Source organism: Auritidibacter ignavus, from assembly GCF_003703835.1.
Classification (GTDB): Bacteria; Actinomycetota; Actinomycetes; order Actinomycetales; family Micrococcaceae; genus Auritidibacter; species Auritidibacter ignavus.
The window spans coordinates 36,044-53,373 of record NZ_RDQR01000003.1 but is presented as its reverse complement, the minus strand read 5'-3'; the positions used below and the strand labels follow the sequence as shown (position 1 = coordinate 53,373).

At 55.6% G+C, this 17,330-nt stretch carries 26 protein-coding genes; 10 read left to right on the top strand and 16 right to left on the bottom strand.

Translation table 11 applies throughout. The features are described 5' to 3' along the window. Positions 1 to 431: 431 nt before the first annotated feature. From DYI20_RS02715 to DYI20_RS02665, 15 genes are all read right to left on the bottom strand, one after another. Positions 432 to 692, bottom strand: coding sequence for a hypothetical protein (locus DYI20_RS02715; RefSeq protein ID WP_122548802.1), 261 nt, complete (start codon positions 690 to 692; stop codon positions 432 to 434). After that, positions 689 to 1,135 (bottom strand): RusA family crossover junction endodeoxyribonuclease, encoded by a 447-nt coding sequence (locus DYI20_RS02710; RefSeq protein ID WP_147472506.1) that lies wholly within the window; start codon positions 1,133 to 1,135, stop codon positions 689 to 691. The genes DYI20_RS02715 and DYI20_RS02710 overlap by 4 nt, the downstream gene beginning before the upstream one ends. Next, positions 1,107 to 1,535 carry a dUTP diphosphatase gene (gene dut, locus DYI20_RS12860; RefSeq protein ID WP_122548800.1) on the bottom strand — a complete coding sequence of 143 codons (429 nt, stop codon included), beginning with the start codon at positions 1,533 to 1,535 and terminating at the stop codon, positions 1,107 to 1,109. The genes DYI20_RS02710 and dut overlap by 29 nt, the downstream gene beginning before the upstream one ends. Before the next feature lie 24 nt (positions 1,536 to 1,559). Further along, positions 1,560 to 1,751 carry a hypothetical protein gene (locus tag DYI20_RS02700; RefSeq protein ID WP_122548799.1) on the bottom strand — a complete coding sequence of 64 codons (192 nt, stop codon included), beginning with the start codon at positions 1,749 to 1,751 and terminating at the stop codon, positions 1,560 to 1,562. A gap of 423 nt (positions 1,752 to 2,174) precedes the next feature. After that, complete coding sequence (locus DYI20_RS02695; RefSeq protein WP_166769919.1) at positions 2,175 to 2,600, bottom strand: single-stranded DNA-binding protein; 426 nt, start codon at positions 2,598 to 2,600, stop codon at positions 2,175 to 2,177. Next, positions 2,600 to 3,175 (bottom strand): hypothetical protein, encoded by a 576-nt coding sequence (locus DYI20_RS12160; RefSeq protein WP_147472505.1) that lies wholly within the window; start codon positions 3,173 to 3,175, stop codon positions 2,600 to 2,602. The genes DYI20_RS02695 and DYI20_RS12160 overlap by 1 nt, the downstream gene beginning before the upstream one ends. Then, positions 3,172 to 4,104, bottom strand: a complete 933-nt coding sequence (locus DYI20_RS02690) for a PD-(D/E)XK nuclease-like domain-containing protein (RefSeq protein WP_122548797.1) — start codon at positions 4,102 to 4,104, stop codon at positions 3,172 to 3,174. The genes DYI20_RS12160 and DYI20_RS02690 overlap by 4 nt, the downstream gene beginning before the upstream one ends. 158 nt (positions 4,105 to 4,262) lie before the next feature. After that, positions 4,263 to 4,394, bottom strand: a complete 132-nt coding sequence (locus DYI20_RS12755; protein ID WP_279587222.1) for a hypothetical protein — start codon at positions 4,392 to 4,394, stop codon at positions 4,263 to 4,265. A 14-nt stretch (positions 4,395 to 4,408) separates the two neighbouring features. After that, entirely contained in the window at positions 4,409 to 5,209 is an 801-nt protein-coding gene (locus DYI20_RS02685; RefSeq protein WP_122548796.1) for a phage antirepressor KilAC domain-containing protein, read from the bottom strand. 15 nt (positions 5,210 to 5,224) lie between these two features. Further along, a complete protein-coding gene (locus DYI20_RS02680; protein WP_122548795.1) occupies positions 5,225 to 5,677 on the bottom strand; it encodes a hypothetical protein in 453 nt (150 codons plus the stop codon). Between the two features lie 121 nt (positions 5,678 to 5,798). After that, positions 5,799 to 5,924: a hypothetical protein gene (locus DYI20_RS12750; protein WP_279587223.1), complete on the bottom strand. Its 126-nt coding sequence runs from the start codon at positions 5,922 to 5,924 to the stop codon at positions 5,799 to 5,801. A 13-nt stretch (positions 5,925 to 5,937) separates the two neighbouring features. Further along, positions 5,938 to 6,141 carry a helix-turn-helix domain-containing protein gene (locus DYI20_RS02675; protein ID WP_122548794.1) on the bottom strand — a complete coding sequence of 68 codons (204 nt, stop codon included), beginning with the start codon at positions 6,139 to 6,141 and terminating at the stop codon, positions 5,938 to 5,940. Then, positions 6,141 to 6,461 carry a hypothetical protein gene (locus DYI20_RS02670; RefSeq protein ID WP_122548793.1) on the bottom strand — a complete coding sequence of 107 codons (321 nt, stop codon included), beginning with the start codon at positions 6,459 to 6,461 and terminating at the stop codon, positions 6,141 to 6,143. Before DYI20_RS02670 ends, DYI20_RS02675 begins: the two co-directional genes overlap by 1 nt. 35 nt (positions 6,462 to 6,496) lie before the next feature. Further along, positions 6,497 to 6,631: a hypothetical protein gene (locus tag DYI20_RS12745; protein WP_279675276.1), complete on the bottom strand. Its 135-nt coding sequence runs from the start codon at positions 6,629 to 6,631 to the stop codon at positions 6,497 to 6,499. Beyond that, the gene (locus tag DYI20_RS02665) at positions 6,628 to 6,996 is read right to left on the bottom strand and encodes a helix-turn-helix transcriptional regulator (RefSeq protein ID WP_166769920.1); all 369 of its coding nucleotides are present in this window, start codon (positions 6,994 to 6,996) and stop codon (positions 6,628 to 6,630) included. The genes DYI20_RS12745 and DYI20_RS02665 overlap by 4 nt, the downstream gene beginning before the upstream one ends. Positions 6,997 to 7,165: 169 nt before the next feature. On the opposite strand from DYI20_RS02665, the gene DYI20_RS02660 reads away from it, so the two are divergent. The 5 genes from DYI20_RS02660 to DYI20_RS02635 all read left to right on the top strand — a co-directional run bounded on the left by DYI20_RS02660 (position 7,166) and on the right by DYI20_RS02635 (position 11,701). Further along, positions 7,166 to 7,756, top strand: coding sequence for a hypothetical protein (locus tag DYI20_RS02660; RefSeq protein WP_122548791.1), 591 nt, complete (start codon positions 7,166 to 7,168; stop codon positions 7,754 to 7,756). Positions 7,757 to 7,759: 3 nt separating this feature from the next. After that, complete coding sequence (locus tag DYI20_RS02655; RefSeq protein ID WP_122548790.1) at positions 7,760 to 8,395, top strand: DUF3800 domain-containing protein; 636 nt, start codon at positions 7,760 to 7,762, stop codon at positions 8,393 to 8,395. Between the two features lie 171 nt (positions 8,396 to 8,566). Further along, positions 8,567 to 8,974 carry an ImmA/IrrE family metallo-endopeptidase gene (locus tag DYI20_RS02650; RefSeq protein WP_166769921.1) on the top strand — a complete coding sequence of 136 codons (408 nt, stop codon included), beginning with the start codon at positions 8,567 to 8,569 and terminating at the stop codon, positions 8,972 to 8,974. Continuing rightward, entirely contained in the window at positions 8,971 to 10,332 is a 1,362-nt protein-coding gene (locus DYI20_RS02645) for a tyrosine-type recombinase/integrase (RefSeq protein WP_122548788.1), read from the top strand. The genes DYI20_RS02650 and DYI20_RS02645 overlap by 4 nt, the downstream gene beginning before the upstream one ends. Positions 10,333 to 10,576: 244 nt before the next feature. After that, on the top strand, positions 10,577 to 11,701 hold the full coding sequence (locus tag DYI20_RS02635) for a glycosyltransferase family 4 protein (protein ID WP_233488076.1): 1,125 nt from the start codon (positions 10,577 to 10,579) through the stop codon (positions 11,699 to 11,701). Between the two features lies 1 nt (position 11,702). On the opposite strand, the gene DYI20_RS02630 is transcribed toward DYI20_RS02635, so the two are convergent. After that, complete coding sequence (locus tag DYI20_RS02630) at positions 11,703 to 12,371, bottom strand: M23 family metallopeptidase (RefSeq protein WP_146206460.1); 669 nt, start codon at positions 12,369 to 12,371, stop codon at positions 11,703 to 11,705. Between the two features lie 161 nt (positions 12,372 to 12,532). Between DYI20_RS02630 and DYI20_RS02625 the strand changes: the two genes are divergently transcribed. The 5 genes from DYI20_RS02625 to tsf all read left to right on the top strand — a co-directional run bounded on the left by DYI20_RS02625 (position 12,533) and on the right by tsf (position 17,298). Further along, complete coding sequence (locus DYI20_RS02625) at positions 12,533 to 12,952, top strand: hypothetical protein (RefSeq protein ID WP_110101681.1); 420 nt, start codon at positions 12,533 to 12,535, stop codon at positions 12,950 to 12,952. A 6-nt stretch (positions 12,953 to 12,958) separates the two neighbouring features. Then, positions 12,959 to 14,482 (top strand): sensor histidine kinase, encoded by a 1,524-nt coding sequence (locus DYI20_RS02620; protein WP_122548787.1) that lies wholly within the window; start codon positions 12,959 to 12,961, stop codon positions 14,480 to 14,482. After that, positions 14,479 to 15,243: a response regulator transcription factor gene (locus DYI20_RS02615; protein WP_110101654.1), complete on the top strand. Its 765-nt coding sequence runs from the start codon at positions 14,479 to 14,481 to the stop codon at positions 15,241 to 15,243. Before DYI20_RS02620 ends, DYI20_RS02615 begins: the two co-directional genes overlap by 4 nt. A 276-nt stretch (positions 15,244 to 15,519) precedes the next feature. After that, positions 15,520 to 16,401 carry a 30S ribosomal protein S2 gene (rpsB, locus tag DYI20_RS02610; RefSeq protein WP_110098723.1) on the top strand — a complete coding sequence of 294 codons (882 nt, stop codon included), beginning with the start codon at positions 15,520 to 15,522 and terminating at the stop codon, positions 16,399 to 16,401. Positions 16,402 to 16,461: 60 nt separating this feature from the next. Further along, positions 16,462 to 17,298: a translation elongation factor Ts gene (gene tsf / locus DYI20_RS02605; RefSeq protein ID WP_122548786.1), complete on the top strand. Its 837-nt coding sequence runs from the start codon at positions 16,462 to 16,464 to the stop codon at positions 17,296 to 17,298. Positions 17,299 to 17,330 lie beyond the last annotated feature (32 nt).

The following is a 17,330-nucleotide window of genomic DNA, read 5'->3' as shown; positions in this document are numbered from 1 at the left end:
GGTATATGGCTGTTTTCTGGGGTGACGCCCAGGTGGTCGAGGGCAAGCAACAAGACGTTCAGACTGACCCCGAGCTCTTTCCTCGCGGTGTTCACGTGAACATAACCCCGATCAACCATGCCCCGGTATTCGTCGCGGGTTTTCGCTGCCTTGTACCTGCCGAGGTGAAAAAGTCCACAGTGTCGGCACTTGTAGGGGTTACCGTGGACGTGACCACTGCCTTGTCTGGCTCGGCGTGCTTGTTTGCGGCTGGTGTACCCGCGTTTGCCAGTCACAGGACAGGTCCCGAAGTAATCGCCAGCGCGGGAGTGGAATGATTCGTGAGACATAAACGCCTCTTAGGTAAGGTAGCTGGGGCCAACGTGTGCTGACCCCAGCTGTTAAACAAAACAACCGCCTCATTGGGCGGTCAGCTTGAATATGGTGTGTGCTTATTTCCGTTTGGCGAATCTGCCAAGGTGGTCACGGGGTGGGAAGGACTCGCAGTGCAAGGCGATGCCGATTGAATTGCCGGTTGACTTCGAGTCGTTCACTGGCGTGTGCGCTTCCACAGCGTCATCAACTAGCTGAATGATCTGGTCATCGTCCAGGTGTTCCAACGATTTGACGTACTCCCGAAGCTCTGACAGACGCACTGTCTTCGTTGCTGATAGGGCGCCTTTGAATTTCAGGCGGTAAATAAAGTTGATCATGTCGTCTCCTTGATGGTGATGGTGATTCCTGCGATGGGTCGTGGATCGCCTTCTCGCATGTCTGGTCCGGTCAGGTGAGCATTCGTGTCATCTGGCAGGACGCCGTAGTCAATGAGCCCGTCAATGGCGGCTTTTGCTGTTCCGTAGAGGTTGTGTACGTCGTAGGTGCGCCTGTTGCTCTTGTGGACGTGCACGGTGATGTGAGCGCGTTTTAGCCCTGTTGGGAGTTTCATTTGACGCGCTCTAAGTGCTGTTGCTTGGCGCCATAGCTTCGTGTTTTTTGCTTTCACGGCCCAGTGTTGGCGTTGATTCGCGTTTATCCATAACGGCTTGCCTCCTTCATGTGGGGCCGTCACAAACAGCTCGTATTCAGTCATCTTGTCATTTGAAGTTGTCACCCGGTCCATGCTGAGTTCATTGACCTGTTGACCCAAAACCGGCACCCCCTCTGTCTGTGCCACTCATCGAGTAGGTTTCGACCACAAGGGCGTGAACGTATTCTTGGATTACGAGTTGGCAGAATCGTTCACCGTCGTGGATGGTGTACGGTTGCATGCCAGTGTTATGGACGACTGCCATAATTTCGCCACGGTAGTCTGCGTCCACAACGCCGGTTCCGTTAGCGAGGGACAACCCGTGTTTTAGTGCGTGTCCTGACCGGATAAACAGCATCCCAACGTGCCCGTGAGGTATTGATGCTGCAATACCTGTTGGGACAGCTACGCGTGCTCCTGACGCGATCCTGGTGGACCCTAGCGCATATAAATCAAGCCCAGCTGAATCGGCTGAGCCACGTGTTGGAAGTTTCGCGTCCGGGTTTAACTTTTTAATTGGTAACTGCATGGGCTCTCCTCGAAGGCGTGTGGGTCATGGCTGGTTTTCTTCTTCGATGTGGTTTGCGATGTCTCTGAGTTGTTGAGCCAAAAGTTCGGGGTTTGTGTTGGTGAATACGGCGTATTCGCCCATCCCGTCGATGGCGATCTGAGACACGTGTTCCCCGATAGTTTCAGCAGATTTCAGGCTGTACGCAGGGTCAATAGGTTTCTGCGGGTTGGTCATTTGTTGTCCTTAAGTTGTGAAAAGATTTCTGTTTGCCAGTGGTAGTCTTCGCATAAAATACAAACCCCGTCCTTCATGAGAAGGCGGGGATGAATTCAACATTCATGCCAGCTCCTTTTCTTCGGAGGTCGAGAATTTCACGAGGGGCTCACAAGCTGGCCCGCAGTACCAGATCATTTGAGCACCGCAATCTGATGGCATCGGCACTGGTATCGGGCGTAACAAACGTTGTAGATTGTTTTGCAGCAACCGCGCTGACAGTCTGCTGAGTCTCTGCTGGGCTGCTCCCGCCATTCAAGGGTGGTATTCGTCATTGGTCTCCTAGGTGCAAGTGAGGCCCGGCCAAACAATGCGTCTGACCGGGCCTTGGGTAATAAAAAAGACACCCGAAAAGGTGTCTTGACTAATTCGTAGTGCTACGGGTCAGAAAGGAGGGTTGCCACCTTGCTGTTGTCCGCCACCTGCCCATGCGTTTTCTGGCGCGTTGTTCCAGTTAGCAGCAGGGGACGACTGAGGCTGGTTAGCCCGGTGGACTAACCCAACATGATCAGCCGCAACGTCTAATGATTCGCGCTGCTCACCGTTGTGCTCGTACCGTCGAGTTTGCGAGCGCCCAGTAACCACGACTTGTTGCTTCTGGCCTTCCTGGATAATGTCTGCCAGGTTCTCGGACTGTTTCCCGAATACGGTCACGTTCCACCATGTCGTTCCAGTGTCTTGCCATTGATTGTGCTGGTCGAACCGGCCATGACTTTCCGCAACGCTGAACTGGAAGCGCGGTTTGCCGTCTTGGGAACGCTTGAGGCCGAACACCTTGCCGACATTGCCTCGAAAACTGACGTTCGCCATTACTGTTGGTCTCCTTGTTGTGCTACTGCTTGAATCTTGTTGAGGACTTCTTGTGGGGCGCCGGTTTCTTGTGCTTGCGTCCATAAGGCCCGCAGATCGTCAGTGTTGCCCTGGCAGTCAGAGATCGCCTCATCCCAATCAGGGGCAGCCTGTGGGGACTGCTGAGGCTGTTGCTGCGGTTGTTGGGGGAGTGGTTCAACATAGAAGTCTTTCCACTTGCCGCGCCCCTCAGGCAGAGCCAATACTTCGGGCTTATCTATGTGACTCATGCGCGAGACACGAATGCCACCGACTTCTTGGCCTCCCCATTTCACGGTTGAATCGTTGTAGATTTCGATTTGCCGGCCAATATATGCCGCCCCGTCGTTTCCCCACAGGTGGGCAAGAATCCGGCGAACAGTCAGCCCTGGTTTGAAATAGCGTTTAGGGTATTCAGCCACGGTGATCCAAACCGGCTGATCGTCACCCTTTTTCACCTTAACATCGGTGATAGTGATGATCGTCGGCTGAGTAATGTCGGAAGCATTGATTTGGTCAGATTTGGCAACTATCGTGCCACTCATATCCAAATTCATGCTGCACCTCCTACAAAGATTTCGTCATCCAGCAGGGACTCATTTTTCATGGACTCCCAGGGCGTGAGTTCTTGGGTGAATATTTCCTCATAACCAGTCCACCCGCGCTCTTGTGCGGCCTTGTAGCGGTCGATGGCATGACCAATACGGATAGCTCCTTCAGTGAGTGCATCTGGGCTCAACCGATGAACTGACACAACACATGGTTCAGACTTGCTGACTGCCACGAATAACCAGTCGTACTTGTCTCCGGTGACAGTCTCTAATCCGTTGAGGTAGTGGGATGCTTGAATGTAGTAGGCGAGGTCGGAGATTTGTCGTTTGAAGTCATTTGGTCTTGCTGAGCGAACCGTTTTCAAATCCACTGCGAGTTTCCGACCCTCATGGAGCGCGTCGATGCGGGCTTTCATTGGCATACCTTCTTGTTCCCAAAACAAGCTCACCTCTGGCGAGTGCCCTGTCAGCAAGTCTTTAGCGATGTCGTGTCCCATGACGGCTTGCTGCATCTGGACAATAGGATCTATGATCGTGGCCCATTCCGAATTGTTCACTGGGATCTTATTTGCGGCGTAGGCTGCGTTGCGTGCTTCTCGTGCCGCTTTTGTCCGGTAGTCGTCGGCATCGACCTCGACGATGAGGTGATCCATTGAGCCTTCCAAAATGAGTGCGTGAGCCAACGTGCCGACGTCATACTCTTTCTTGTGCTCATCCTGTTCGAGTAGATGTTTGACTTCTTGGAGGCTGATTTCTGGGTCAGATAAATATCGTATTGAGGTGCTGCCGAATGCTGGGTTAGCGAAGTATTCTTCTGCCGGCAAGTTATGAATTATCTCGGTCATATCCGTGCTCGTTTCTGGGATCGTCGTCTGCTTCGACTTGTTGGTTGCGGTTACGAATGCTGGGGTCGAGGATTCTGTCCATTGGCTCATTGTGTTTCCTGGTCGAATAGTTTGGGTGAGCGTTGTTGGCGCCGTCTTGCCCGGTCAACGGTTGTGTCTATCCGGCGCCGTAACAAGTGGAGTTCAGTCGCACTCCACAACACTGAGATAGTAAGAATGGAGAGGATGATGTAAAAGAACAGTTCCATTTATGCGATTCCTTCCCGGCGTCGTCTAGCGTCGTCTTCACGTTCTTGTGCGAAAAGGATCAGCTCTTCCGCCGTCGCGTGGCTGATCTCCCCTTGCTCCATGCGCTCGATGATCTGGTCAATCTCACCCATTAGGTTGTTTCCTTTCATGCTGCCTTCTTTCTCTCCACAAGACGTGCAATAGCAGACGCGCCAGCCGGAGTGATCTTCAACGTGTGCATCACCTCGCCACGGAAACGCGGCACATCATGATGCAGCACGGCTTGGAAGCAGTTCTTCTTCTCCGCATACGCGCTATACCGGGTAATCGGGATCTTTTTCTGCTTCGACTGCGACCAACGTGAAGTGTGCTGAGCATAAATCCATCCAGCACCCATCAACATCTGCCGTAATTGCTGCTCACCGATCTTCAAATCACTCGCCACAGTGCGGAAAGACAGCAGGTCCTCATCAGCAACAAACGTGTCGTGATAATCAACTTTCGGGGCGTCCTGCTCAACCTTCGCTTCCAGAGCCTTCACCCGGCCAGCAGAGATCTCTAATGCCCGATGCAAGATCTCATCCTCAGACATCTCAATCTGCTGAGGAATCTGAGTCTCAGCAACACGAGTCTGAATCGCGAAATACGACTGAGCGCCAGCAACTTCTGGTTTTCGCGGGTCGCCGTTCATGGCGACCAGATAGCAAGCGAACCGTGACATCAAATAGTCTTCACGTGGACGGCCACCAGACTTTTCACGGTTGACCTTGAAAAGGGTTTCGGGGGTGTGACCTTGATTCGCTGATGCGCTCATAGCACGTTCAATCACTGGACGGAAGTGTTGCCAGGTGGGGTAACCCATGACTTCCATCAGGTCACGTGCTGACCACCACTCATTACCGTGTTCGTCGGTCTGCTTGATCGCATCAAATGGTGATTCGTTAGTATGCGGTATAATATGTTGCATCTTGGTTTTCCTTTCTTAAACCAAAATGCCCGGTGTTCCCGAACCGGGCTTCTTCTTTTTTCTGTGGTAGTTATTTTTCGTTAATTGCTCCATGTGGTGCTCACAGACCGGGTTGTCCGTGTCCCAACCAGGAACGTGGACGGCGGGCTGGTCACACCGGACGATGCCTTTATCCGTGACCATTGCCGCGCTACAGATCGACGCACGTATTGCCTGGGTGACTAAACTTCTAGCCATCAACCGGAACCAATGCTTGACGGCCGCATCACCAGTCGGATCCTTATACGTCGTCGGATCAAAATCGCATTGCAATTCCTCATCCTCTTTAACGGCATCCTCAAGTAACCGCATGTAATAGTTGCTGATATTGAAAACCTTCTTGGACGACAGCTTCAGACCCTCTTGTTTAGCGGTCTTTTTTATGGTTCGGTAAACATCCCAGAACCCAGTTGAACTATTTTTGGACATGCCAATAGACGCTCCTTTCAGCATTTGCTTGCCGAGAAACCACCCCAGTAGTGGCACGGACTTAGAACCTGGGTACGCCAAAAGGCGGCGTGAAATAATGAGAGAGAGTTTTGCCTAAGTGTTAGGCGGGGAAGTTACCGCCGAGTTGACGGTTCATCATGTTGAACGCGGTCTGAAAGTCCACGCCCTGTTTCTGAAACCGTTCAAGCATCTCGGCCAGACCATCAGTAGGTATAGGTTCAGTCATGGTGGTGCTCCTCTTAATGGGCATGGGAATCGAGATATTCGATGAGGTCGCAGTGGCGAACACGGAACTTGCTACCGGTCCCAAGATTCACGGCGGTGAGACGTCCAGCGTGGATCTCCTTATAAACAAACCCGGGGGAGGTCCCGAGGTGTTCGGCTACCTCACGAACCGTGTAGCAACGAACCTCAAGCAGATCAGGGGAGAGGGTGGCGGTCATCAGTCGTCCTCTTCGTCAGGCAGGGGCGCTACCGGGGAGGCGTCACCAGACACTGCACGCCGCAACGGCTCAACAATCCGGTCGTTGGCTTTGCGTTCCTCGTTGGCCTCAAGCCAGAGCTTGGATTCATAGAACGCGGAGACCTTCCATACCGTCTCAAATGCGGATTGGACCTCCTCGGTCGTCACGCCCGAGGAGGCAAGCGCGGCCGGGTCACGACGCACATCGTTGAGCTGGTGAAGCACAACAGTCCGAGCCCGTGCGCTTCGGATGTACGTATCTCTGGCTTCGGTGGCATATTCAAGTGGTAAAGTAGACATCAGATACTCCTTTTTCGAGTTGACTGTTTTGGCCCCTACCCGGCACGGTGGGGGTCAATCTTTTGATAGGCGACAGCGACAACCGACTCAAAGTCGGTCACCAGTCCGCTGCCAAACGTGGCCTTATATGCGGAAGCTAGAAGCCCTAGGCCGCTTTTCGGTGTTGTCATGCTGCTGGCTCCGCTTTACGGTGACGAGTGCGGCGTGTATCAATTTTCACTTTGACCGCAGCAACTTCACGGTCGTCGAACTCGTCAAAAAGTTCACGCGGACGACGCCCCAACCAGTAAGCCAGGTGAGTGCCAAGGTCCACACTGATCGTCGTGAGGTTTTCGTTCTCGATGGCGCTAATCGTGGCCTGACTGCATTTCGAGAGAACCGCTAGCTGGGTTTGCGTTAGGCCCTGCTCTTCTCTGAGCTCTCTCATGAGCTCATAGTCGCGTACTTTCATGTAGGTGTGCCCTGCAATTCTTTCCTTTGGTCGGCTCCACTTCTTCTTCAGTGGAGTAACTCTTGGTTGCTGTGTATAAACCATTGTGCCCTCTTTCTTCGGTGAAAACAACTGTAGCATGCCGCAATTGGCACTGCAAGTATTACTAATGGCCGTGGATGCCATACAATGCAAGGGAAGTAGCCGACCTGGTAATAATTACTTTTCACTTTGCGCTGGTATTACTAGTACCAGTACCGGGAAAGTTGAGGACATGAGCACGAGCCAAAACGAATCACTGCGAGACATCGCGCTGATCGCCCAGCAACGCCACGACGGCGTCGGCGGACGACAGATGCAACGAATCGCTGAGCGCGCTGGCAAGACCATGTCACCAACTACCTTTGACCGAATCGTGGCAGGGATCTACCGGTCCAAGCCGCAGGCAAAAACTCTCGAAGCGCTGGCCTTCCTGGCCGGCCTCTCCGAAGAGCGGGTGTATGAAGCTGCAGGCCGTAAATATGTGGCCGCGAAATTCGCAGACCAACTCCCACCAGATGTTGATGAACTGGACCAAGACCAGCGTGAAGCTCTGATTTATGCGGCACGTGCCTTTCTGAAAACCAATCGTGAGATTGAAAGGCTACGAAATGAACTCCGCAAACGAGCCCAAGAACCCAACCGCCCAGACCTCCGTGCTGTCGATAGCCCGGACAATGACACCCAAAGTTCTGAGTCTGAACAGAAGATCCCGTCGCTGGATCCAGAATTCTTAGCGGCACACCCAAACATGCCGATCCAAGCTGATCAGGACGATGAGTTCTTTGATGGGCTCGGCGAAGAAAACCAGGACGGCGGGGACTAGCCTGTGCACGTTTTTATCGACGACTCCGGCGACGGCGGTTTCAAGTTCGAGCATGGAGCATCAAGCCATCTAGTTATGGCTGCTGCTGTATTCCGTGACCCATTCCAGATCGAAGCGCTCAAACGGGCGATAGAAGAATGTTTGGCGCATAATCGGCACAAGCCTGAGTTCAAATATGCGAAGACCAAAGAACGCGTCAAGGACTGCTTCTTTAACTGCACGGATCATATTGATTACCACCTTCGGGTGATCTTCTTTGACAAGAGCAAGATCTATAGCCATAAGTTGCGTAGCAGCCCAGCCGCACTCAAAAGCTATGCGATCAGGATGTTGTTGACGAAGAACTACGACCAGATCCGCGACGCAAAGATCGTTATTGATGGTCACGACACGAAAGGGTTCGGTATCGAAGACGAGGCGTACTTGATGCGAATGGTCAACCGGGAGAGTCCTGGAACGATCCGGGCGGTGAAGTTCGATGATTCAAAATTCAACGCTGGGATCCAGTTGGCAGATATGGCTGCTGGTGCGGTGAATCGGTGTATCCGAACGAATAAACCCAGTGACGACAAGCATTTGTTGCGGATTCGACCTCGGACGTATCAGCCGCAGGGCACGTACTGGAATTTCACGAGATAAAAAGTCGGCCCTTGGTGCTATCCCACGATTGTGGGAACGCCAACCATACGGCGACTATTCGCGTCAAGGGCCTCGGTGATCCCAGTATAACACTTTGGGCCCCGCGCGGTCACACGCTTTTGGTTGCTGCTTCATTTTATCGTGTCCTAGCTAACAGCCAGCATGGTGGGCATGGTTGAACGAATTCTTCAGTCCTTCGCGCCCCATGTCAGAGTGATCCACCGTAGACCAGCCGACCATATCCCCGCCGCCACCGATGGCACTCACATCTGGGTTGACCCCCGGATGAATCAAACCGAGTACCGGTGTGCGGTGATGCACGAACTCGTCCACATCGCCTGCGGGCACACCACCTGCCAGCCATCCTTAGTCGAAGCCCGCGTCCGTGCTGTGACCGCGAAACTGCTCATCCCGTTCGAGACCTTGGAGGAGTCTTGGCGGTGGGCTGCCACGATTGATGAGCTCGCCGACGAACTGGGGGTGACTCGGTTGGTGTTGGCGGACCGGTTGGACGGGCTGACCTTCAAACAACAGCAACGGTTAGGCAGCATTAACGCGGAGATAGGGAAAACACTATGAGCAAGGATGCACAGAAGAAACGTAAACGGCTCGATGGGGAGGGGTCCGAGCCGAAAGAGGTTCGGCCCGGGATGTGGAGGTCCACGGTCATGCTTGGGTACAAGGCCGACGGCACCCGGAACCGGCGAACCGTGACAGCGGAGTCTGCTGCAGCGTGTCGGCGGGAGATTGCCCGGCTGGTGCGGGATTATGAGGCCGGGCGGGTCACCACCGTGGACGCGAACATGACCTTGTCGGCGTGGATGGAGCATTATCTGCAGAAACGTGAGTTGGCGGAAGATCTGGAAGCGCTGACGCTGAAGGGGTACCGGTCCAAGGTCCGCACCTACGTGGACAAGCCCAGGGTCGGCAAGATCGTGTTGTCCAAGCTGAAACCGGAGGACCTGGAGCGTCAGTACCGGTCCATGCGGGATGCTGGACTCACGATCTCTACGGTGCGCCAGTTTCACAACATCCTGCGCAAGGGGCTGGGTGAGGCGGTCCGGCGTGGGGTTCTGGGGCACAACCCAGCAGATTTAGCGACCGTACCGAAGGCGATGAAGTCGCAGAACATGTCGAGGTCGGGGGAGTCGTTGACTGTACCCCAGGCCAAGAGGCTACTGGCGGTGATCCAGGATAGTGAGAATCCGGCCAGGTGGCTGATTGGCACCCTGTTGGGTCCACGCCAGTCAGAGGTGCTGGGGTTGGCCTGGGACCGGGTGTTTTTGGAGCAGAAGCGGATCAGGGTGGACCGGAAGTTGTTCCGGTTGTCGTGGCAACACGGGTGCAACCAAACCAAGGATGGCCCGTCGTGCAGGAAGCGGCGTGGCGCGGACTGCCCACAACGGTTTGGTGGTGGGCTGTTTTTGGGGGAGCCGAAGACCGAAACAAGTATTCGTGGGTTGCCGATGCCAGAGGTGATCTATCGGGCGTTGGTGGCTCAGTGGGAGCGTCACCGGTTGTGGGAGGTCCAAGACGGCCACCGGGCGACCTGGACTGCCCCAGACGGCCAAGAGTACGACCTGGTGTTCAAACAGCGGAATGGGCGGCCGCCGAATAGTCGCCAGGATTGGGCGTTGTTCAAGGACCTGTTGAAGCAGGCCGGGGTGACAACGGGGACGGTGAAAGATTTACGGCACACCGCTGCGACCATGCTGCTGGTCCAAGGCGTGGACCCCAGGGTGGTCATGGAGATCATGGGGTGGTCGCAAGTGTCGATGTTGAAGCGGTATCAGCACGTGTTGGATGAGCTGCGGGTGGATGCAGTGGACCGGGTGGCCGACTCGTTGTTGGCACCTGATCCTGCGCCGTCCTCGCCACCACCGTCTGAGGGGAATGTGGTGGGGTTGGATGCGTGGCGTGAAGCTCGGGGGTTGTAGGTGGAACCACAGGTGGAACAAGCCCGAACACGCCTGCATGTCAGTGAAACAAATTTCGCGGAATGGTGCGGTTTTGGGTGGTAGTGTAACCACGTGAAATGGGTTGACACGGACTCATAATCCTTTTGTCGTGGGTTCAAGTCCCACACGCCCCACCAATTGCCATCTCACCAGGCAACCAATCTGATCAGGTGTGAGCCAGGTACCTTTTCGTGGGGAGAACGTCATCGAGGGAAGGAAGCCCATGACCACAACGTTGAGGCTGGTGATGGACGCTCGATACACCCGCACCGATTTCCACGACGGGATTTCTCGGTACGGGTCCTCCCTGATCGAAGCGGTGGCCGCCCAGCATCCTGTTTCCATGCTCATCAGCGATACCGCACAGCTCAAGCTCCTGCCCAATAATGTCCCGTGGGAGCTCATGCCCGCACCGACGTCTCCGGCCGAACCATTCATTGCTCGACGGATCAACGCATTAGAACCCGATGTGGTGTTTTCCCCTATGCAGACCATGGGGTCGTGGGGGAGGAACTACGGGCTGATTCTCACCCTGCACGACCTGATTTATTATCAACACCGCACCCCGCCACATGATTTGCCCGCCCCGGTGCGTGGACTGTGGCGACTCTATCACCTGGCCTACTGGCCGCAACGGCTGGTGCTGAACAGAGCGGATGCCGTGGCGACGGTGTCGCGTACCACGCAACGGCTCATGCGCAAACACCGGCTAACCACTCGTCCCATCACCGTGATCTCCAATGCGGCCCATGAGGTTTCCCAGCCCCGTGATCCACACCAGCAACCGGATAAATCATTGGTCTATATGGGCTCGTTCATGGACTACAAAAATGTCAACGAGCTCGTCCGGGCCATGGCAGAACTCCCTGAGTATCAGCTACATCTATTGTCAAAAATTTCACCACAACGGGAAGAAGAATTGGCTGCTGTCGCTGCTGAGGCCGGGGTTGGGTCCGAACAGGTGATCCTGCATCACGGTACATCCGAAGAGGAATATCACCAGCTCTTGCGCACTGCCACCGCCCTCGTGACATTGTCTCGTACCGAGGGTTTCGGCTTGCCACTGGCCGAAGCAATGGAAGAAGGAACCCCGGTGATTGTTTCCGATATCGAGATATTCCGGGATATCGCTGGGGAAGGACCGCACGCCCACTTTATCGATCTGCAGGACTCGGACTGGCTCTCTGACTTTGCACAGGCCGCTATCACGCTCAACCAGCCCGAACACTTCGCGCGGGCCTCGGTTGCAGCGCGAGAGCAATCGCAGTGCTACCGCTGGGAGGATTCGGCCCGTCGACTCATCGATCTGGCTTACCGCGTTCATGACCAGCGTCGCCGCGGTGCGTGACTCAGTGTTCCGGCGCGACCGGCGGATCATGGTCGAGTGGCCATAACACCGACGGCCGTTGCCATCCCAGCAACAATGACGGATCGATATAGCGATCTCGAAGCGTCGAGCCAATGCGCCATCCATCGGGAACTCGCACCCCCCAGTGCACGCACGAAACATCACAGTGGTCCACGCCCGGTTCAATCTCCCCGATGACATCCCCGGTCTGCACCGTTTCTCCGACCTCGAGCTCGGTCACCACCGGTTCGAACGATGACAACAGACCATTGGGGTGCTCAACTGTCACGACATGTCGGTCCACCACTTTCTGAGCCACCGTCACCCGCCCGTGAGCGGGAGCGACCACGGTGCCCGATGGAGCAACGAGATCTATCCCACGGTGGCCAGCGGACCACGGGGCAGTCGGTGGATCAAAACTGGTGACAATGTCCTGCGGACTCGCGCCGGGAACCGGTGGGTCCCATTGAGTGTCTGCTGGCAACACAGTCAGAGGCGATCTCGACACAGGGGAGTAGTGGGGAGTGGCGAGCACCGTCGCAGCCGGAAACAACCCCATCAGCCAGATCATCGCGAGTAGCCCAAGGAGTCGTCTGCCGATTTCACGACGCCCGGGAGCACGTTGGTCTCGCCGTGGAACTTCGGAACAAAAACGTTGTGTCGTCGTCATATCCGTAGCATCGTCCGCCACCAGTACTTGGATCCAGCAAGAAAGGGAACTGTGGATGAGGAAAGTCTTGTTCCCCGGGAGAGTGTAGATATGTCATGATGAGGACACGGTGAGCGCACATTCTCATTGAGGTCTCACGAAAAAACGACAGAATAGGCATCATGTCAACAGGTGGAAGGACAGCCCTGCTATGGGGTGGGTCGGCGGTAGCGCTGGCCGCCGTGATCATCGGTTTGGGCATGCTCTGGGTCAATCTCTCTGGTGGCTCGGATGAGGTGGAACTCAGTCCTCCGATTTCCGTGAATCAGACCCCCACCTCCTCTCAACACCGCCCATCCCAAGCCGTCGCCGACGAATCATCTGGACCCGTGCCCGCGACCTCATCTAAGATCACCGGTTCTTCTCAGAACCTCTCGTCCGAAGCTCAGCCAACAGAAACACCCGGCAATACCGAAGTAAACGAAGTGAGCCCGAAGAACGTTGGCCCACCGGCACCTTCGCCCTACCAGCCAGACGATGATGATGACGATGATGATGACGATGAAGACGGGGATGATGAGGACGATGATGACGACGACTAGGCCAGCGTGAACAAAGAGCAGCAAGCACCAGCTTGGAAACGGCTCTCGGTCCGCACCCGAGTGGTGCTGTTTTTGATCGCCATGACCCTACTAGCGCTGAGCCTGACGGGGGCATTGTCCTATCTCTTGCAGCGTGGCGCCTATCTTCAGCGCATGGACGACGGGCTGACCCGAACCGTTCACGAAGTGCGTATCTTGGCCGAACAGGGTGTAGACCCTGAAACGGGAGAGCCCTTTAACGAGTCAGACCAGCTGATCTACGTAGCCATGGCTCGGCACATGCCCGAAGCCCATGAAGGCATGCTGGGCCTGAACCGGAACGGGGTGGTCTGGACCGCTCATGAATCTGTGCCCACCCGCCTGGAACACGACCCAGAACTCGTGTCCTTGCTCGAACGTCGCGTTCAATCAGCAGAATTCACCGCGGTAACGTTGGAAACCGTGCGGACCGAGCTGACTACGTACCGGGTGGTCTCCATTCCGGTGTCTTTTTCTGAAGACCCCGAGCCGTCAGTATTGGTGGTTGCACAAGACCAGCGAGCAAGCCTGCAGGAAGTCAACCGAACTTTTATGACTTTCGGCATTACCGCTGGCGTGGTGGTCGTATTGATCGCTGTTGCCGGTTGGGTGCTGATTGGCAGACTTCTTGCACCACTCCGGCAACTTCAAGCCACCGCGGCCAAGATCTCGTCCGACGAGGACCTTGATCGCCGAGCGCCGGTGACTGGTGACGATGACGTTGCTCGTCTCTCTCAAGACGTCAATGCCATGCTCGATCGTCTTCAAGACAGTTTCTCGTCCCAACGACAGCTACTCGACGATGTGGGTCACGAAATTCGTACCCCGATGACCATCATTCAGGGAAATTTGGAACTGATGAAAAGTGACAATCCCGACGACGTGGAGAGAGTACGCGACATTTCTCTGCACGAGCTTGAACGAGCCACCCGGCTCACTGAAGACCTAATGACGCTAGCTACCTCAAACCGCCCAGATTTCGTGCAACCGATACCCGTAGACGTAGCCACGCTGACTCATGATGTCGCCCGAAAATCCGAACAGCTGGGCACGCGTACCTGGAGCGTAGCCGAAACCGCCGACGTGATCTATCCCTTAGATGAACACCGCATCACTCAAGCGTGGTTACAACTCGCCGAGAATGCCGTCAAACACTCTGAACCCGATAGTGAAATCACGCTGGGCTCGCGCCTGGTCGAGCGCTTAGACAGTGGCGAGGTTCTCGACCGTAGCCTCGATCTCTGGATTACTGACTATGGTGCGGGGATCGCCGTCGACGATCTGAGCACGATCTTCGAACGTTTCGGTCGAGCCCGTAACGCTTCCGGCACCGAAGGGCCCGGGCTCGGACTGACCATTGTTCAAGAGATAGTTCGTGCACACCGTGGCGTGGTCTCTGTCCGGTCTCAGCTCGATGTCGGATCGACTTTTACGATGTCATTGCCCTATCCCTCCGGCTCAGGCAAAACCTTGTTCACCACCAGTTCCTCGCGTCAGGAGAGCACCGAATGACAGTAGCCCGTATTCTCGTGATTGAAGATGAGCCACGTATTTCGGATTTTGTATTCAACGGTCTGTCGGCTGAGGGATTTGACCCGGTAGTCGCTGCCACCGGCGCCAAGGGTCTCGCGCTGGTGCGCACCGAAGAGTGGGATTTGATCATCCTCGATCTGGGACTGCCCGATATGGATGGCTTCGAGGTTCTTGAACAAATTCGACTCAGATTTTCGGATCTTCCTGTCATTATTCTCACAGCACGAACCTCTGGGGCAGCGACCGTCCAGGGATTGACGTCCGGGGCCGACGATTATGTTCCCAAACCGTTCCGTTTCCCCGAACTGGTGGCTCGCATCCGGTTGCGACTTCGAGACCGGGAGAATCGTGAGCAAGCAGCGGGCGCCCCGCACGATCAGCCAACCGCCTCGCCCCATGCCGGCAACACCGTCCACGACGCACAAGGTCACGACGTGGTCAGTCACGCCGAAGTCGTTATCGATTCCACCCGACATTTGGTCACTGTGGACGGCAAGCCGGTTGATCTCTCACCGCGCGAGTTCGCCCTGGCAGAATTATTCTTCCGCAACCCCGGGCAGGCGCTCACCAGAGATGTGTTACTAAGTAGAGTCTGGGGCGAGGGCTTTACAGGTAGCTCCAACGTGGTCGACGTCTACGTTCGGTACTTACGCAATAAACTCGGTGCGGACCGCTTCGAAACGGTGCGGGGAATCGGCTATCGGCTCGTGGAGGAAAAACACTGGCATGGTCGCTCCTGACGCGGTTAGGGCCACGGGAAAATACGGTATGCTGATACAAGCAGTAGTATCCAGGCCGGCAAATCAGCCTGCGATGGTACTGACTTCGCGCACGATGTGAGTGTCTAGTCAGACAACATAACCCCTTCGGTCCCCATCACGGGGTGCTGGTGTTGTGTCGGGAAACCGCCGTCGTGCCAGGAGCGCCGACCAACCGGTTGTGGTGCTAAGTAACCGATAGACAAGAAAAATGTCAGCCTCGGCGCAGGCCGCGAAGGCTGACGGTAAAGGAGCGACATGCCCGTCGTTACGATGCGTGAAATGCTGGACTCTGGTGTTCACTTTGGACACCAAACTCGCCGTTGGAACCCGAAGATGAAGCGTTTCATCTTCACCGAGCGCAACGGCATCTACATCATTGATCTGCAGCAATCGCTGTCTTACATCGACCGCGCCTACGACTTCGTTAAAGAAACCGTGGCACACGGCGGTTCCATCCTGTTTGTAGGAACCAAGAAGCAGGCCCAGGAGGCCATTGCTGAGCAGGCAACCCGGGTCGGGATGCCCTACGTCAACCACCGCTGGCTTGGCGGTATGCTGACGAACTTCCAGACCGTTTCTAAGCGTGTCAATCGCATGAAGGAACTGGAAGAAATCGACTACGAAGATGTTGCCGGGTCCGGCCACACCAAGAAGGAACTGTTGCTGCTACAGCGCGAAATGCAGAAGTTGCAGGCTAACCTTGGTGGTATCCGCAACATGAGTCGCACCCCTTCTGCGGTCTGGATCGTTGACACTAAGAAAGAACACCTGGCTGTGGACGAGGCCAAGAAACTTGGCATTCCCGTGGTCGCAATCCTCGACACCAACTGCGATCCGGACGAAGTCACCTACCCGATTCCGGGCAACGACGACGCGATCCGCTCAGTGGCATTGCTGACCCGCGTGGTTGCAGACGCTGTGGCCGATGGTCTACTGGCACGCAATCAGGGCAAGCAGGGAGAGGCCGGCGGTGAAGAGCCGATGGCTGAGTGGGAACGTGACCTGCTCCTCGGTGAACAGACTGAGACCAAACAGAAGGCACAGGCCGAGCAACCCGCCGAGACCGCAACGCAGCCGGCCACGACTGAGGATCAGGCTACCGCGCCAGCACCTCAGTCTCAGACTGACTCCGAGTGAGATTGACCTTTCGACCTACTCACCACCAATAACTCAGAAACCTAAGGATGGGATTACTGAATGGCCAACTACACTGCCGCTGATATCAAGGACCTGCGCGAACGTACCGGTGCAGGCATGATGGATGTCAAGAAGGCCCTGGATGAAGCCGAAGGCGACGCCCAGAAAGCCATGGAAATCATTCGGATCAAGGGTTTGAAGGGCGCGACCAAGCGTGAAGGTCGTTCCGCTGCTGAAGGTCTGATCGTCGCTACTGTCAACGACGGCGAAGGCGTGATGGTCGAGATCAACTGCGAGACCGACTTTGTGGCCAAGAACCAGAAGTTCATCGATCTGGCTAACAACGTCCTCGAGGTCGCCGTTTCCAGTGGAGCCGATGACGCTGAGGCATTGCTGGCCGCTGAGTACGATGGTAAGACCCTGGGCGAATACGTCACCGAGGAGGCTGCCACCCTGGGTGAAAAGGTCGCGGTTCGTCGTGTCGCCCGGGTTTCCGGTGCGTACGTTGACGCATACTTGCACAAGACCAGTAAAGACCTGCCAGCCCAGGTCGGTGTGCTCATGGCTGTCTCCACCGATGACGAGAAGGCTCAGGAAGCAGCTCACGACGTTGCAGTTCACATTGCAGCTCTGTCTCCGACTTACCTGACCCGTGACGAAGTTCCGGCCGAAACCGTTGAGAATGAGCGTCGCGTGGCTAAGGACACCGCTCGTGCTGAGAACAAGCCGGAAAAGGCCATGGAGCAGATCGTCAATGGTCGATTGAACGGCTATTACAAGGATGTCGTGCTGGTGGATCAGCCATTCGCTAAAGATTCCAAGACCACTGTGGGTAAGGTACTGGAAGAAGCCGGCACCGAAGCCGTGCAGTTCGCACGCTTCCGCGTCGGCGCCTAAGCATGAACAGCAGAAGGGGTGAACACTTATAA

Coding starts and splice junctions, on each gene's coding strand:
- DYI20_RS02715 (WP_122548802.1), bottom strand. CDS start 692: ATGATCAACTTTATTTACCGCCTGAAATTCAAAGGCGCCCTATCAGCA.
- dut (WP_122548800.1), bottom strand. CDS start 1,535: ATGCAGTTACCAATTAAAAAGTTAAACCCGGACGCGAAACTTCCAACA.
- DYI20_RS02680 (WP_122548795.1), bottom strand. CDS start 5,677: ATGTCCAAAAATAGTTCAACTGGGTTCTGGGATGTTTACCGAACCATA.
- DYI20_RS02660 (WP_122548791.1), top strand. CDS start 7,166: ATGAGCACGAGCCAAAACGAATCACTGCGAGACATCGCGCTGATCGCC.
- DYI20_RS02690 (WP_122548797.1), bottom strand. CDS start 4,104: ATGAGCCAATGGACAGAATCCTCGACCCCAGCATTCGTAACCGCAACC.
- DYI20_RS12160 (WP_147472505.1), bottom strand. CDS start 3,175: ATGAATTTGGATATGAGTGGCACGATAGTTGCCAAATCTGACCAAATC.
- DYI20_RS02645 (WP_122548788.1), top strand. CDS start 8,971: ATGAGCAAGGATGCACAGAAGAAACGTAAACGGCTCGATGGGGAGGGG.
- DYI20_RS02625 (WP_110101681.1), top strand. CDS start 12,533: ATGTCAACAGGTGGAAGGACAGCCCTGCTATGGGGTGGGTCGGCGGTA.
- tsf (WP_122548786.1), top strand. CDS start 16,462: ATGGCCAACTACACTGCCGCTGATATCAAGGACCTGCGCGAACGTACC.
- DYI20_RS02685 (WP_122548796.1), bottom strand. CDS start 5,209: ATGCAACATATTATACCGCATACTAACGAATCACCATTTGATGCGATC.
- DYI20_RS02665 (WP_166769920.1), bottom strand. CDS start 6,996: ATGGTTTATACACAGCAACCAAGAGTTACTCCACTGAAGAAGAAGTGG.
- DYI20_RS02630 (WP_146206460.1), bottom strand. CDS start 12,371: ATGACGACGACACAACGTTTTTGTTCCGAAGTTCCACGGCGAGACCAA.
- DYI20_RS12745 (WP_279675276.1), bottom strand. CDS start 6,631: ATGACAACACCGAAAAGCGGCCTAGGGCTTCTAGCTTCCGCATATAAG.
- DYI20_RS02695 (WP_166769919.1), bottom strand. CDS start 2,600: ATGGCGAACGTCAGTTTTCGAGGCAATGTCGGCAAGGTGTTCGGCCTC.
- DYI20_RS12750 (WP_279587223.1), bottom strand. CDS start 5,924: ATGACTGAACCTATACCTACTGATGGTCTGGCCGAGATGCTTGAACGG.
- DYI20_RS02635 (WP_233488076.1), top strand. CDS start 10,577: ATGACCACAACGTTGAGGCTGGTGATGGACGCTCGATACACCCGCACC.
- DYI20_RS02675 (WP_122548794.1), bottom strand. CDS start 6,141: ATGACCGCCACCCTCTCCCCTGATCTGCTTGAGGTTCGTTGCTACACG.
- DYI20_RS02700 (WP_122548799.1), bottom strand. CDS start 1,751: ATGACCAACCCGCAGAAACCTATTGACCCTGCGTACAGCCTGAAATCT.
- DYI20_RS12755 (WP_279587222.1), bottom strand. CDS start 4,394: ATGGGTGAGATTGACCAGATCATCGAGCGCATGGAGCAAGGGGAGATC.
- DYI20_RS02650 (WP_166769921.1), top strand. CDS start 8,567: ATGGTTGAACGAATTCTTCAGTCCTTCGCGCCCCATGTCAGAGTGATC.
- DYI20_RS02670 (WP_122548793.1), bottom strand. CDS start 6,461: ATGTCTACTTTACCACTTGAATATGCCACCGAAGCCAGAGATACGTAC.
- rpsB (WP_110098723.1), top strand. CDS start 15,520: ATGCCCGTCGTTACGATGCGTGAAATGCTGGACTCTGGTGTTCACTTT.
- DYI20_RS02615 (WP_110101654.1), top strand. CDS start 14,479: ATGACAGTAGCCCGTATTCTCGTGATTGAAGATGAGCCACGTATTTCG.